The organism is Curtobacterium sp. LFS084, assembly GCF_047977705.1.
In the GTDB taxonomy this organism is placed as follows: domain Bacteria; phylum Actinomycetota; class Actinomycetes; order Actinomycetales; family Microbacteriaceae; genus Curtobacterium.
The window spans coordinates 28,610-42,416 of sequence record NZ_JBFPFM010000015.1 but is presented as its reverse complement, the minus strand read 5'-3'; the positions used below and the strand labels follow the sequence as shown (position 1 = coordinate 42,416).

Annotated in this window: 10 protein-coding genes; 2 read left to right on the top strand and 8 right to left on the bottom strand. The window is 71.7% G+C overall.

Translation table 11 applies throughout. The annotated features are described in order from the left end of the window. Window positions 1-165: 165 nt before the first annotated feature. The 5 genes from ACNQOV_RS10215 to ACNQOV_RS10195 all read right to left on the bottom strand — a co-directional run bounded on the left by ACNQOV_RS10215 (window position 166) and on the right by ACNQOV_RS10195 (window position 8,927). Window positions 166-2,523, bottom strand: coding sequence for a GNAT family N-acetyltransferase (locus ACNQOV_RS10215; protein WP_416394394.1), 2,358 nt, complete (start codon window positions 2,521-2,523; stop codon window positions 166-168). Continuing rightward, window positions 2,520-3,914: a lysine N(6)-hydroxylase/L-ornithine N(5)-oxygenase family protein gene (locus ACNQOV_RS10210; protein WP_416394393.1), complete on the bottom strand. Its 1,395-nt coding sequence runs from the start codon at window positions 3,912-3,914 to the stop codon at window positions 2,520-2,522. Before ACNQOV_RS10210 ends, ACNQOV_RS10215 begins: the two co-directional genes overlap by 4 nt. Beyond that, window positions 3,911-5,362: a pyridoxal phosphate-dependent decarboxylase family protein gene (locus ACNQOV_RS10205; RefSeq protein ID WP_416394392.1), complete on the bottom strand. Its 1,452-nt coding sequence runs from the start codon at window positions 5,360-5,362 to the stop codon at window positions 3,911-3,913. The genes ACNQOV_RS10210 and ACNQOV_RS10205 overlap by 4 nt, the downstream gene beginning before the upstream one ends. 94 nt (window positions 5,363-5,456) lie before the next feature. Next, on the bottom strand, window positions 5,457-7,904 hold the full coding sequence (locus ACNQOV_RS10200) for an ATP-dependent helicase (RefSeq protein ID WP_416394390.1): 2,448 nt from the start codon (window positions 7,902-7,904) through the stop codon (window positions 5,457-5,459). 12 nt (window positions 7,905-7,916) lie between these two features. Further along, window positions 7,917-8,927 carry a glycerophosphodiester phosphodiesterase family protein gene (locus ACNQOV_RS10195; RefSeq protein ID WP_416394389.1) on the bottom strand — a complete coding sequence of 337 codons (1,011 nt, stop codon included), beginning with the start codon at window positions 8,925-8,927 and terminating at the stop codon, window positions 7,917-7,919. Between the two features lie 86 nt (window positions 8,928-9,013). Between ACNQOV_RS10195 and ACNQOV_RS10190 the strand changes: the two genes are divergently transcribed. Further along, the gene (locus ACNQOV_RS10190; protein ID WP_402266828.1) at window positions 9,014-9,514 is read left to right on the top strand and encodes a hypothetical protein; all 501 of its coding nucleotides are present in this window, start codon (window positions 9,014-9,016) and stop codon (window positions 9,512-9,514) included. Window positions 9,515-9,861: 347 nt separating this feature from the next. Continuing rightward, complete coding sequence (locus ACNQOV_RS10185; RefSeq protein ID WP_022906978.1) at window positions 9,862-10,734, top strand: Bax inhibitor-1/YccA family membrane protein; 873 nt, start codon at window positions 9,862-9,864, stop codon at window positions 10,732-10,734. Between the two features lie 244 nt (window positions 10,735-10,978). On the opposite strand, the gene guaA is transcribed toward ACNQOV_RS10185, so the two are convergent. From guaA to ACNQOV_RS10170, 3 genes are read right to left on the bottom strand one after another with little or no spacing between them, the layout of a single operon-like run. Further along, on the bottom strand, window positions 10,979-12,571 hold the full coding sequence (gene guaA, locus ACNQOV_RS10180; protein WP_022906979.1) for a glutamine-hydrolyzing GMP synthase: 1,593 nt from the start codon (window positions 12,569-12,571) through the stop codon (window positions 10,979-10,981). Continuing rightward, window positions 12,568-13,014: a DUF3817 domain-containing protein gene (locus tag ACNQOV_RS10175; RefSeq protein ID WP_022906980.1), complete on the bottom strand. Its 447-nt coding sequence runs from the start codon at window positions 13,012-13,014 to the stop codon at window positions 12,568-12,570. The genes guaA and ACNQOV_RS10175 overlap by 4 nt, the downstream gene beginning before the upstream one ends. A 10-nt stretch (window positions 13,015-13,024) precedes the next feature. Further along, window positions 13,025-13,804 (bottom strand): SURF1 family cytochrome oxidase biogenesis protein, encoded by a 780-nt coding sequence (locus tag ACNQOV_RS10170; protein WP_416394388.1) that lies wholly within the window; start codon window positions 13,802-13,804, stop codon window positions 13,025-13,027. Window positions 13,805-13,807: the final 3 nt, after the last annotated feature.

The window sequence follows — 13,807 nt, the reverse complement described above, 5'->3', positions numbered from 1 at the left end:
CGTAGCGGCCCGCTACGCCCGACGTCGAACCACGAAACCGACATCGAACCAGCCGCTCGCGCTGGTTCGATGTCGGATTCCTGGTTCGCCGCGCCGCGCCGCGCCGCGCCGAGCCGCGCCGCGTCCGCGCCGAGCCCGAGCCCGAGCCCGAGCCCGCGTCCGCGCCTACCGGGCGATCGGGTTCGGCATCGCCCCCGCCCGGATGAGCGACGACGACTGGTCCGCCAGGTCGACCATGGACAGCGTGTTCCGCAGCTGCAACCGGTTCAGGCACGAGTGCTCGAACGCCGGCACCCGCAGGTCCAGCGGCCGACGGCGCTCCGGGTGTGCGGCGGCGTGCGCATCGACGCACTCCGCCACCACCTGCCAGAACCGAGACTCCGGCAGCACCCCGTCGTCGTCGAGGATCGCCGCGACGAAGCGCAGCACCCCGTCGAACACGTCGGTGAACACGGCGAGCGCCGCCTCGTCGTCGTCGACCGGGTGCACGATGCGCTCGATGTCGGCGGGCACCGGGCGGTCGTCGTGCCGCCCGAGCACCGCGACCTCCTCCCCGATGTCCTTCATGAGCGCGCGCACCACGCCCCCGTCGCGGACGACGAGCACGAGGTTCTCGCCGTGCGGCATGAACACCAGGTCGTGCACGGTCAGGCAGTGCACGACGGGCAACAGGTACGCGTCGAGCCAGCGCCGCACCCACTCTTCGGCCGGCAGGCCCGACGCCTCGATCAGCGCCGACACGACGGCGTCACCCGAGGCGTCCCGGTGCAGCAGCGCGGCCATGGTCATCAGCCGCTCGCCCTCGGCCACCCGCGGCAGCGGGCTCTCCCGCCACAGCGCCGCGAGCATCTTCCGCTGCGGTGCGGGCACGTCGACCCGGTGGTGGGCGTCCCCGGTGTAGCCGATCGCCGCGTGTTCCCGGAGGACCGAGAACCCGGCGCCCGCGAGCGTCTCGTCTGCGGACACGAGCGCCGCGACCCAGTCGTTCACCGCCGGGGTGTTCCGCATGTACGCGGGCGACATCCCCCGCAGGAACCCCATGTTCTGCACCGCGAGCGCCGTCTTGACGTACGAGCGCTCCGGGTGGGAGCGGTCGAACGCCGTCCGGATCGACTGCTGCGGCTGGTACTCGTCCGGCCCCTCGCCGAGGTCGACCAGGTCCTGCCGCCCGAGGTCCGGCGCGAACGTCACCGCGATCCGGTGCTGCCACTGCCAGGGGTGCACGGGGATCCAGACGTAGTCGTCCGGATCGAGTCCCCGGGACACCAGGACGGCCCGGAACCCGGCGGTGGTCGCCGGGTCGAGCTCGGCCGCCCAGTGGTCGCGCTCGGTGCGGCCCGCGGCGAGCGCGAGGTGCGTGCAGGCCCGGCGTGCCGCGAGCCAGCGGTACCGGAACCGACCGCCGGCCTCGGGCGCGTAGGCGCGGTACTCGTCGAGCCCGAACCCGATCCGCCCGTTCGCCGCCACGAACGCGGGGTGTCCCTCGGTCATCGCCGACTCGACGTCCTGGAACGACGCGACGACGGCGTCCGGACCGGTCGTGCGGCCGCGGGCGAGCTGGGCGGCGGACGGACCGCCACGCCGGTGCTTCGCGGCAGCGCTGGCGAGGGTCGAGGCGATCTCGTCCTGGTAGGTGCCGAGCAGCGCATCGGGGATCCCGAGGACGTCCCGGAGTTCGAGCACGAGGTCCTGCGCGCTGAGCGGTGCCGCGGCACCGGAGCGGGTGCGGGTCAGCGACGCCTCGTCGATCGACCAGTGCTCGAGCAGGTGCCGCCGTGCCCGGAACCGGTAGGTCGACTCCCCCGCGTCGAGCCGCCACCCGGCGCCGTCGGCCTGCGGGGCGACCAGGCGCTCGTGTGTGAACTCGGCGATCGCCTTCGCCACGAGGTGCCGTTCGGCGGGCGCGAGGTGCTCCGGTCGGAGGTGCGCCGCAGGACCGTCGTCGTCCGGCACCCCGATCCGGTCGGTGTCGAGCACGGACAGCAGGGCGCGCTTGCCGTCGACGTCGACCTCGCGGAGCACCCGGAACCCGACCTCGGCGTTCTTCGCGTGCACCGCGGTGTTCCGGACGTCGGGCTCGACGACGACGCGGCGCGCTCCGAGGACGTCGCGGCAGTGTTCGACGACCGTCCGCATGACGGCGCTCGTCAGGCCGTGCACGCGGCCCTCGGTCGGCGGTGGGGCGACGAGCAGGTGCATGCCCACGTCGCCCGGTCGGGCGGCGAACACGTCGGTCAGCAGGACCCGCGCCGGGTCGTACGTCTCGGCGAGGAAGACCGGGACGCCGTCTCGGCGGCCGAGCCACGCCGCCTGCGCGGGGTCGGCCTGGACCCCCGCGAGGTACGTGCGCACCGCGTCGACGTCGAGGTCCCCCATGCCCCACCACGTGGACGCGGGGTGGGCGAGCCACGACCGGACGAGCGCGGCGTCACGGTCCGGGTCCACGGGTTCGACGGCCAGGAGGCGCGGCTCGGCCCCGGCATCGGGCGTCACGTCGGGCAGCGTGGTCGCGTCGACGGTCATGCGGACGCCTCCGCGTGCTCGCGCACGCGCCGGGGCGGCGCGCTGTCCGGGGCACCGCCCGGTGCCGTGGAGCGGGCCGAGGCGGGCAGGCCGAACTCCTGGAAGGCGATCCGCGCCTCCAGGCCGTAGACGGTGCGTCCGGTGACGGACCGGAGGATCGACGCGTTCCGCCACGCGCCCATGCCGAGGTCGGGCGCGGTGAGCCCGTGCGTGTGCTCCTCGGCGTTCTGCACCCAGATGCGGCCGCCCAGGGTGTCGACGTGGTGGTCGCGTGCGACCGCCAGGCGACCCCGCGCGTCCCGCGCGACGAGGTGCTCCACCGGGTCGAGGAAGTCCGTGGCCCGGGGGCGGTACCCGGTCGCGAGGACCAGGCGGTCGACCTCGTGCGCGTACGTCTCGCCGAGCTGCTCGTGGCGGAGCGTCAGCCGGTACGTGCCCCGGTCGGCGAGCCACTCGGCGTCGACGACGCTCGTCTCGGTGCGGAGCGACGTCGGGACCGGGCCCCGCGCGCTGAGTCGGTACAGCTGGTCGTACAGCGCGTCGACGAGGTCCGCGCTGATGCCCTTGTAGAGCCCGCGCTGCTCGCGGCCCAGGCGGTCCCGAACGGCCTCGGGCAGGGCGTGGAAGTGGTCCGTGTACTCGGGGCTCGTCATCTCGAGCGTGAGCTTCGTGTCCTCCATCGGGAAGAACCGCGGCGACCGGGTGATCCAGTCGAGCCGGTACCCGTCGTGCCGGGCGTCCTCGAGCAGCTCGCGGTAGACCTCGGCGGCGGACTGGCCGCTGCCGACGACGGCGATGCTCCCCGCTGTCCGCAGGCCCTCGCGGTTCGGCAGGAACTCGGCGGAGTGGACGACCGGGCCGGGGAGGTCCGTCAGCGGTGCGGGTACGGCGGGCTCGGTGCCGATGCCGACGACGACGTGTCGTGCGCGGTACGTCTCGGGACCCTGATCGGTCTCGGCGTGCACCGTGAAGCAGTCGGTCGCCGGGTCGTGCTCGACGGCCGTCACCCGGCGTCCCCAGCGGAGCGTGTCCAGGCGGTCGGCGGCCCACCGGCAGTAGGCGTCGTACTCGCTGCGCAGGGGGTGGAAGTCCTCGCGGATGTAGAACGGGTAGAGCCGCCCCGTCTCCTTGAGCCATGCGAGGAACGAGAACGGTGAGGTCGGGTCCGCCATCGTCACGAGGTCGGCCAGGAACGGCACCTGGATCGTGGCGTCGTCGAGCATCATGCCGTGGTGCCAGGCGAACCCGTCGGCAGCGTCGAGGAACACCGCGTCGAGGTCGTCGAGCGGCTCGGCGAGGCAGGCGAGGCCGAGGTTGAAGGGTCCGATGCCGATGCCGACGACGTCGTGGACGGGGCGGTCGGCGGTCCGGCGGGTGTCGGCGGCGGTCATCGCGCGGCTCCTTCCGGTGCGGCGGTCGTCGCTCGGACACGGGCCGCCGTGGCCGCCACGTGCTCGAGTGCCGCGCGCAGCTGGTCCGTCGTCGTCCCGGGGTCGAGCAGCGTCAGCTTGTTGCACGGCCGACCGGCGATCACCGTCTTCGCGATGAGCACCCGTCCCTCGGCGAGGAGCGCGGCACGGATCGGGGCGACCAGGGCGTCGGCCTCGGTGTCGGTCACGCCGGCGGGCTGCCACCGGAAGAGCACGGTGCTGAGGTCGGTCGGCGCGACGAGCACGAGGTCCGGGTGCTCGTCGACGATCGCGTGCGTCGCGGCGGCGAGGTCGATCACCTGGTCGAACGCCCGGCCGATCGCCCCGGCCCCGGTCGCCCGCAGCGTCGCCCAGAGCTTCAGCGCGTCGAACCGCCGGGTCGTCTGCAGGGACTTGTCGACCTGGTTCGGCTCGGCGGCGTCCTCGGGGTTGAGGTAGTCCGCGTACCAGGCGGTCCGCCGGAGGTCTTCGGGGTCACGGACGACCAGCGCGCTCGACGACACCGGCTGGAAGAACGACTTGTGCATGTCGGCCGTGACGCTCCGTGCGCGCTCGATGCCGGCGAGCAGGTGCCGCCGGGTCGGGGACACCAGCAGCCCGCAGCCGTACGCGGCGTCCACGTGCAGCCAGACGTCCTCGAGGTCGCACACGTCGGCGATCGCCTCGAGCGGGTCGATCACGCCGCGGTCGGTCGTGCCGGCCGTGGCGACGACGGCCATCGGCGTGCGGCCGTCGTGTCGCGCGGCGACGATCGCCTCGGCGAGGGCCGCCGCACGCATCCGGCCGGCGTCGTCGGTGGGGACGTCGACGACGGCGTCGTCGGCCAGGCCCAGCAGCCGGCAGGACTTGCGGACGCTGAAGTGGGACTCGGCGGTGGCGAAGACGGTGAGTCGCGACGCAGCCGTCCCGACCGCTGCTCTCGCTGCTTCTCGTGCCAGCAGCAGCGCCTGCAGGTTCGACTGGGACCCGCCCGAGGTGAACACCCCGTCACCGTCCGCGAACCCGATGCGCCCGGCCAGCCACGACACCACGTGCCGCTCGATGTCCGTCCCGATCCGCGACTGGTCCCAGGTGTCGACCGAGGTGTTCACGGCGGCGAGCACCGACTCCGCCGCGACCGCCGGCAGCGCGACCGGGCAGTTCAGGTGGGCGAGGGAGGCGGGGTCGTGGAACCACACGGCCTCGAGGACGAACAGGTCGTCGAGCTCGGCGAGCGCCCGGTCGGTCCCGAGGGGCTCCGCGTCGAGGTCGACGGCGGCCACACGTGCCCGCAGGACGTCCGCCGGGGTGTCGGTCGTCGGCCGATCGACGGCGGCGATGCGGTCCGCGAGCCGGTCGACCGTCTCGGTCACAGCGGTGCGGTAGCGCTCGGCGTTGGCAGAGGTCAGCAATTCGATGAGGGCTGTCACGTTAGGTAAGGCTAACCTCACCTGGCGGCGATTGTCACGTGCAGCAGCACACCCCCGGGCCGGCCGGGCGCGTCGGTGTCAGGAGGTCAGCGCCTCAGAGCTTCTCGATCGGCGCGATCTTGATGAGGAGCTTCTTGCGGCCCGCCGAGTCGAACGCGATCTCGGCGATTCGCTTCGCACCGATGCCGGTCACCGCCGACACCGTGCCCTCGCCGAAGTCGACGTGCTTGATGCGGTCGCCGGCGACGAGCTCCATGTCCCCGTTGTCGCGGACCTGCCCGGACACCCGGTTCGCCCACTCGGTCTTCGGGCGGGTCTTCTGCGCCGCCGCGGCCCGGTCGTACGAGCCACCGCCCCAGCCGCCACCGCCGCGGTACCCGCCACCGCCGCCGGCTCCGCCGATGCCACCGCCACGTCGGGCGTTGAGCGCGCGGGGCTCGGTGCCGCCGCGGCTGTTCGCCATGCCGGGGGACTGCTTCCACTCGATGAGTCCCTCGGGGATCTCCTGCAGGAAGCGGGACGGCATCGCCACGTTGACGTCGCCGAACTGTGCCCGGGTCATCGCGAGCGACAGGAAGAGCGACTTCTTCGCGCGGGTGATCCCGACGTAGAAGAGCCGGCGTTCCTCGGACGGGCCACCCGGCTCGTTCGCGGACATCCGGTGCGGCAGCAGGTCTTCCTCGACGCCGGTCAGGAACACCGCGTCGTACTCGAGGCCCTTCGCCGTGTGGAGCGTCATGAGCGACACCGTGCCGGACGAGTCGTCGAGCTCGTCCGCCGCGGCGACGAGGGAGACCTCGGTCAGGAAGTCGGACAGGGTGCCCTCGGGGTTGTTCTTCTGGAACTCTCGGGTCACCGCGACGAGTTCGTCGATGTTGTCCGCACGGGCGGCGTCCTGCGCGTCCGGCGACTTCCGCAGGTTCTCGAGCAGCCCGGAGCCGTCGAGCAGCTGGGTGAGCGTGTCCACGACGGGCTGGGTCTCGGCCCGTGAGGAGACGTCGTCGAGCAGGGCCGCGAACGCCGTGATCGCGTTCCGGACCTTCGGCCCGAACCCGAGCTCGTCGGCGTGCCGGAGGGCGTCCCGCATCGTCGTCTCGTGCTCGTCGGCGTAGCGCTGCAGGGTGGTCTCGGTGACCGCTCCGATGCCGCGCTTCGGGACGTTGAGCACCCGGCGGAGCGCCATCGGGTCGGCCGGGTTGGCGACCGTGATCAGGTACGCCATCGCGTCCTTGATCTCGGCACGCTCGTAGAACTTCGTGCCGCCGAGGACCCGGTACGGGATCGCCGCTCGGATGAAGATCTCCTCGAGTGCACGGGTCTGCGAGTTCGTCCGGTAGAAGACCGCCATGTCGCGGTAGGACATGCCGTCCTCGTGCAGGCGCTGGATCTCGTCGGCGACGAACTGCGCCTCGTCGTGGCCGGTGTAGCCCGTGAACCCGACGATCTTGTCGCCCGCTCCGACGTCCGTGAACAGGTTCTTCGCCTGCCGGTCGAAGTTGTTCGCGATGACGGCGTTCGCCGCGTCGAGGATGTTCTGCGTCGACCGGTAGTTCTGCTCGAGCAGCACCACCTTCGAGTTGGGGAAGTCCCGCTCGAACTCGACGATGTTGCGGATGTCGGCCCCGCGGAACGCGTAGATGGACTGGTCGGAGTCGCCGACGACCGTCAGTGACGCCGGGGCGATCGACCCGTCGGCCTCGCGCATGCGGGCGACGTGCTGCCCGGCGTCCTCGAGCTTGTCCACCTGCTCGACCGGGACCGGCCGCGTGAGCTCGCGGATGAGGGCGTACTGCGCGTGGTTGGTGTCCTGGTACTCGTCGACGAGGATGAACCGGAACCGGCGCTGGTAGAGCGCGGCGACCTCGGGGAAGGCACGGAACAGGAACACCGTCTGGCCGATGAGGTCGTCGAAGTCGAAGGCGTTCGCCCGGCGCAGCTCGTTCGTGTAGCGACGGAAGACCTCGGTGAACATGACCTCTTGCGGGTCGTTCGCGTTGATGTTCCGGGCGTAGGAGTCGATGTCCTGCAGCTCGTTCTTGAGCTTCGAGATCTTCGAGGCAGCGGCGCCGACGGTCAGCCCGAGCGAGTCCGCCTCGAGCTCCTTGATGATCCGCTTGAGCAGGGCCTTCGAGTCGGCGGAGTCGTAGATCGTGAACGACTGCGCGAACCCGAACCGCTCGGCCTCGCGCCGGAGGATCCGCACGCACGCCGAGTGGAACGTGGAGATCCACATGCCCTCGGCTGCCTGTCCGACCAGCGCCTGCACCCGCTCGCGCATCTCGGCGGCGGCCTTGTTCGTGAACGTGATCGCGAGGATCTGCGACGGCCAGGCTTCACGGTTGGCGAGCAGCAGGGCGATCCGCCGGGTCAGCACGCTGGTCTTGCCGGAACCGGCACCCGCCACGATGAGCAGGGACTCGCCGCGGTACTCGACGGCTTCCTTCTGCTGGAGGTTCAGACCCGCGGTGAACGGGTCCTCGTAGGCAGCGGCGCCACCCCCGTGCTCCGGGGACGACTCGAATGGGTCCAGCACGATCGTCATGTCCGGGACAGTCTAGGCCGGGCCCCCGACAGCCGAGCGGGCGAGCACGGCCAGGTCGGCGTGGTCGGCGAACACCCCGTCGACCCCGGTCCGGATGACCGAGGTGAACCACCGCTCCCAGTCGCCGAACGCCGCGACCTCGCCCCCGCGACGGAGCGGCGCCGGCAGGAAGCGGTTCTCCGGCCGGAGCGTCCAGGTGTACACGGCCAGCCCGGCCCCGTGCGCGCGGTCGACGATGTCGCTCCGCACCGGCGTCGGGTCCGTCAGGGCCACGCTGTCCACGCCGGCCATCAGGGTCCCGAGCGCGACGCTGATGCCGTGGAACTCCGTCGCGAACGACGCGAGCGCCTCGTCGGAACACTCGGCCGCGTACGTGGGGGCCAGCGACCCGTGGGACGCGACCTCGTCCGCGGCGCTGCCCCGCGCCTCCTGGAGGTAGACGAGGCGACCACCGGTCCCCCGCGCCCGCAGGTCGCGCAGCACGCCCTTCTCGAAGCTTTCGATCGTCAGCCGCTCGTCCCGTCGCCACCCGGCGTCCGCGAGCGCCCCGTCGAGCAGCGGTGCCATCGCGAGGCCGGCCCGGTCGAAGAACGCGGCGTGCTTGACCTCGGCGACGAGCCCGACCGGCCGCGGAGCCGCGTCGAGAATCCCGAGCAGGTCCTCGAGCCGGAGGACCGGTTCCTCGCCGTCGTGCTCCGCCGACCCCGGACGCAGGGCCGGCAGCCGTTCCCGGGTCCGGAGCGTGCGGAGCTCGTCCCACGTGAAGTCCTCGGTGAACCAGCCGGTCACGGTCTGGCCGTCGACGGTCTTCGTGGTGCGGAGGTGCCGGAACTCGGGGTGGTCCGCGACGTCGGTCGTGCCGGAGACCTCGTTCTCGTGCCGGAGCACCAGCACGCCGTCCTTCGTCGGCACGAGGTCCGGTTCGATCGCGTCCGCGCCGAGCTCGATCGCGAGCTCGTACGCGCTCCGCGAGTGCTCGGGACGGTAGCCGGACGCGCCACGGTGGGCGATCACCAGGGTCATGGCCGCACCCTAGCGACCGGAGGTGCACGCCGGGAGCCGCGGACAGGGGGTGGCCTGTACGGACTCCGGGCCACTACCGTTCGGGCATGGGGACGAACAGGTGGTGGCGGGGCGGACTGGCCGTCGCGGTGGCGGTCGCCGGCGGGTGGGCCTGGCTCGCCGACGTGCGCGCACCCGGCCCCCTCGGCCTCGAGCAGCAGGGCGCGTCGATCTGCATGCAGGGCACGGACGGTGCGATCGCCACCGGCGTCCTCCGCGGCCCCTCCGGACCGGCCACCACGCTGACGCGCGTGACCCTCGGCTCCGGCTCGGGCCTCGCCGTCGACGACGCCGTCCTCGCCCACCCCGGACCGGACGGCGTCAGGGTGGGGACCGCCAGCTGGCCGCTCCCGGACGACCCGTGGCGCGCGGAGCCGGCGATCGGCACCCCGATCCGACCGGGCGAGTCGGTGGACCTCGTGCTGCACGTCGTCCGCACCGGGTCCGACGGCGGATCGGCTGGGCCGGTCCGGGTCGAGTACGTCCAGGGAGCCGAACGGCACGTCGAGACGACGGGCTTCCACGTGGCGCTCCGCGATCACTGCTGACCGCGGTCGCCGCTGGTCGCTGGTCGCTGGTCGCCGTCGGTCGCGGCCGTCGCTGGTCGCGGTCGCGGCGGGTCGTGGTCGCGGTCGCCGTCGGTCGCGGTCGCTGCTCGTCGCGGTCGCCGGCCTGGAGGCGCGGCCGGCATCCGCCCCGTCCCTCACCGCCGCAGGACGGCGCGTCCGGCGCGGTCGGCTGGCTCGGGGCTGTTTCGGGGCGCGCACGCAGCGCCCGCCCATAGGCTGCGGTCGAGTGGTCCTCCGGGACCCTTCCGCTCGCCGCGAATCCTCAGCCTTCCGCGGCACTGCGCCCCTAGGCTGAGAGGACTCGAATCTCCAAGGAAGAGGACACCATGGCCTTCAAGCCCGGTTTCGACCAGTCCCCCGCCTTCAACAACCAGGGACCCAACACCTGGGGCGGGCGCGGCGCTGGTCAGCAGCAGGCTGGCTGGGGACAGACCCCGCAGCAGGCACAGGGCGGGATGACCCCTGAGCAGCTGCAGTACATGTACGACCGTCCGGCAGCGAGCACGGTCGACACCGACCGCATGTCGTACGAGGACACGATCGTCAAGACGCTCCTCGCGTTCGGCGTGCTCCTCGTCGGTGCCGTCGCCGGCTGGAACCTGCCCCCGATCGTCTGGATCGTCGGTGCGATCGTCGGCTTCGTGCTCGCGATGGTCAACACCTTCAAGAAGAAGCCGTCGCCGGCCCTCGTGCTGCTCTACGCGTTCTTCGAGGGACTCTTCGTCGGCGGCATCTCGAACTTCTTCGAGTACAACTTCACGCAGACCGGTGGCATCGTCGCGCAGGCGGTGTTCGGCACCCTCGGTGTCTTCGCCGTGACGCTGCTGCTGTTCCTGTCGGGCAAGGTCCGGGCGACGCCGAAGCTGACGCGCTTCTTCCTCATCGCGATCGTCGGCTACATGGCCTTCCAGCTCGTGAACCTCGTCCTCATGTGGACCGGTGTCACGCAGGGCACGTTCGGCCTGATGAGCGCGACGATCTTCGGTATCCCGATCGGTGTCGCGATCGGCATCTTCGTGGTCCTCATGGCCGCGTACTCGCTGATCCTCGACTTCGACCAGATCAAGACGGGCGTCCAGCGCGGCGCTCCGAAGATCTACGCGTGGACCGCGGCCTTCGGGCTCATCGTCACCCTCGTGTGGCTGTACCTCGAGATCCTGCGCATCCTCGCGATCCTCGCGAGCAGCTCGCGCAACTAGCACCCAGCACGACACGACGGGCCCCGGCGAACGCGCCGGGGCCCGTCGTCGTTCCCGGAGTGGGGGCGGACGACGAGCCTCCCCCGCCGAGATCGCACGACATGCCGGACGTGCATCGCCGAGGTCGCACATCGTGCCGCACGATCTCGCCGCGAGCGGCAGATCGTGCGACCTCGCCGACCGGACCCCGGACGCACGACGGCCCGGCACGCAGGACGCGTGCCGGGCCGTCAGCGCGGGAGGGTTACTCCCACTCGATGGTCCCCGGCGGCTTCGACGTGACGTCGAGCACGACCCGGTTCACATCCGGCACCTCGTTCGTGATGCGGTTCGAGATCTTCGCGAGCGTGTCGTACGGCAGGCGGGTCCAGTCGGCGGTCATGGCGTCCTCGGACGAGACCGGACGGAGCACGATCGGATGGCCGTAGGTGCGGCCGTCGCCCTGGACGCCCACCGAACGGACGTCGGCGAGCAGGACGACCGGGCACTGCCAGATCTCGTCGTCGAGACCGGCCGCGGTCAGCTCTTCGCGGGCGATCTTGTCCGCCGCGCGGAGCAGCTCGAGCCGGTCCTTCGTGACCTCGCCGACGATGCGGATGCCGAGGCCCGGGCCGGGGAACGGCTGGCGGCCGACGATGACCTCGGGCAGCCCGAGCTCGCGACCGACCGCACGGACCTCGTCCTTGAACAGGGTGCGCAGCGGCTCGACGAGCTCGAACGTCATGTCCTCGGGCAGGCCGCCGACGTTGTGGTGCGACTTGATGTTCGCGGTGCCGGAACCACCGCCGGACTCGACGACGTCGGGGTAGAGGGTGCCCTGGACGAGGAACTTCACCTCGCCGGCGTCGTCACCCGCCGCGGACTCCGCACGCGCCTCGAGCACGAGGGCCTCGGCCGCCGCCTCGAAGGTGCGGATGAACTCGCGCCCGATGATCTTGCGCTTCTGCTCGGGGTCGCTGACGCCGGCGAGGGCGTCGAGGAACTGCTGCTCGGCGTCGACGGTGACGAGGCGGACACCGGTAGAGGCGACGTAGTCCTCCTCCACCTGCTTGCGCTCGTCGGCGCGGAGGAGCCCGTGGTCGACGAACACGCACGTCAGCTGGTCGCCGACGGCCTCGTGCACGAGGGCGGCGGCCACGGCGGAGTCGACCCCACCGGAGAGACCGGCGATGACCCGGGCGTTGCCCACCTGCGACCGGATGCGGGCGACCTGCTCGTCGATGACGTTCGCCGAGTTCCAGTCACCGGGCAGGCCGGCGGCACGGTGCAGGAAGTTCTCGAGCACGGCCTGACCGTGCACCGAGTGCTTGACCTCGGGGTGCCACTGCACACCGTAGAGCTTGCGCTCGTCGGACGCGAACGCGGCGACCGGGGTCGAGGCGCTCGACGCGAGGACCTCGAAGCCCTCCGGCGCCTTCGCCACGGAGTCGCCGTGCGACATCCAGGTCACCTGCGACGCCGGCTGCGCGCCGAGCAGCACGCTGTCGGTGCCGGTCACGGTGACGTCGGTCGCGCCGTACTCGCGCTGACCGGTCTGGGCGACCTCGCCGCCCAGCGCGGTCGCCATGGCCTGGAAGCCGTAGCAGATGCCGAGCACGGGGACGCCGAGGTCGAGGATGTCGGCGTCGAGCGCGGGCGCACCCTGCTCGTACACCGACGAGGGACCGCCGGACAGCACGATCGCCGCCGGGTCCTTCGCCTTCACCTCGTCCGCGGTGATGGAGTGCGGGACGATCTCGCTGTAGACGTTCGCCTCGCGCACGCGACGCGCGATGAGCTGCGCGTACTGGGCACCGAAGTCGACGACGAGGACGGGACGCTGTTCGGTCTCGCTCACCGAGCGGCCTCCTTCTCACGCTGCTGGGCAGCGGTCAGCTCGTGGTAGGTGTCCATGGCCTTCTGCTGCATGCGGTGCTCGACCACGAAGGACATGAACGGGATGATGCCCCCGAGGGCGATGAGCAGGAAGCGGGACGGCTTCCAGCGCATGATGCTCCACAGACGGAAGTCCGTGAAGAGGTAGAGGACGTACAGCCAGCCGTGGGCGATGAGGATCGCGATCGACAGGTTGAACGTGCCGGGCGCTTCGCCGGCCGTGCCGTTCGGTACGAAGAACGGGCCGTTGCCGAGCTGCATCTCGAGCTGGAGCGGCGTGTACTTGATGATGACCTCGATCACGAGGGCCAGCAGCAGCACACCGGTGATGTACGCCGAGACGCGGTACCACTTCACCGCGCCCGGGATCTTCGGGATGTCGCGGGTTCGGACGGTCAGAGCCATATCCGCCATCCTACCGTCGGTCGACGAGGGCACCGTCGACGCTGAGCGCCGCCTCACGACGGTCCTCTTCCTCGCGCTCCCATGCGTCCTTGACGAACCGGTACCAGAGGAAGACCGCGAAGCCGGCGAAGACCACCCACTCGATCGCGTAGAACAGGTTGAGCCAGTCGAACTGGACCTCGCGCGACGGCGCCCGGTCGGCGATGGTGCCGAGGTCGGCGGCCTTCGCGGTGGTGCCGTCGGCGACGACGTACCCGAGGTACATCCGGTCGTCGAACGCCTTCCACGTGTTCACGAACCGGGCCGGCGCGACGGCCGAGTACTCGCCCTTGTCGTAGGTGTCCTGGTCGGGCGACTCCGCCGGGTAGTAGCGCCCCTCGACCGTGAGCCGCGTGCCGTCGGCCAGACGGTCCCCGCCGGCGACGGCGGCGGCGCGCTGGTCCGACCACCCGATGACGACCGGCAGGCTCGCGCCGCTGTCCGCGTCGACCAGGTGACCGACGGTCTGGTAGGTCCCGCCGCCGGTCCGGCCGGTCAGCACCGTGGTGTCACCGGCGACGAACGTCCCCGTGACCGTCACCTTCTGCCCGGCCATCTTCTCGGTCGCGGGCTGCATCGGCCCCGTCACGGCGTCGAGGCTCCTCCGGGTCTCGGTCGTCTCGGGCAGCGGTGTGCCGTTCGCGATGCTCCGCTCCAGCTGCCACTTGCCCAGCCCGGCGAACACCGCCGCGAGCACGAGCGCCAGCAGGAGCAGCGCGATCCACTTCGGTCGTCGGGCTACGGCCCACATTCG

Coding starts and splice junctions, on each gene's coding strand:
- ACNQOV_RS10215 (WP_416394394.1), bottom strand. CDS start 2,523: ATGACCGTCGACGCGACCACGCTGCCCGACGTGACGCCCGATGCCGGG.
- ACNQOV_RS10210 (WP_416394393.1), bottom strand. CDS start 3,914: ATGACCGCCGCCGACACCCGCCGGACCGCCGACCGCCCCGTCCACGAC.
- ACNQOV_RS10200 (WP_416394390.1), bottom strand. CDS start 7,904: ATGACGATCGTGCTGGACCCATTCGAGTCGTCCCCGGAGCACGGGGGT.
- ACNQOV_RS10195 (WP_416394389.1), bottom strand. CDS start 8,927: ATGACCCTGGTGATCGCCCACCGTGGCGCGTCCGGCTACCGTCCCGAG.
- ACNQOV_RS10190 (WP_402266828.1), top strand. CDS start 9,014: ATGGGGACGAACAGGTGGTGGCGGGGCGGACTGGCCGTCGCGGTGGCG.
- ACNQOV_RS10185 (WP_022906978.1), top strand. CDS start 9,862: ATGGCCTTCAAGCCCGGTTTCGACCAGTCCCCCGCCTTCAACAACCAG.
- ACNQOV_RS10175 (WP_022906980.1), bottom strand. CDS start 13,014: ATGGCTCTGACCGTCCGAACCCGCGACATCCCGAAGATCCCGGGCGCG.
- ACNQOV_RS10170 (WP_416394388.1), bottom strand. CDS start 13,804: ATGTGGGCCGTAGCCCGACGACCGAAGTGGATCGCGCTGCTCCTGCTG.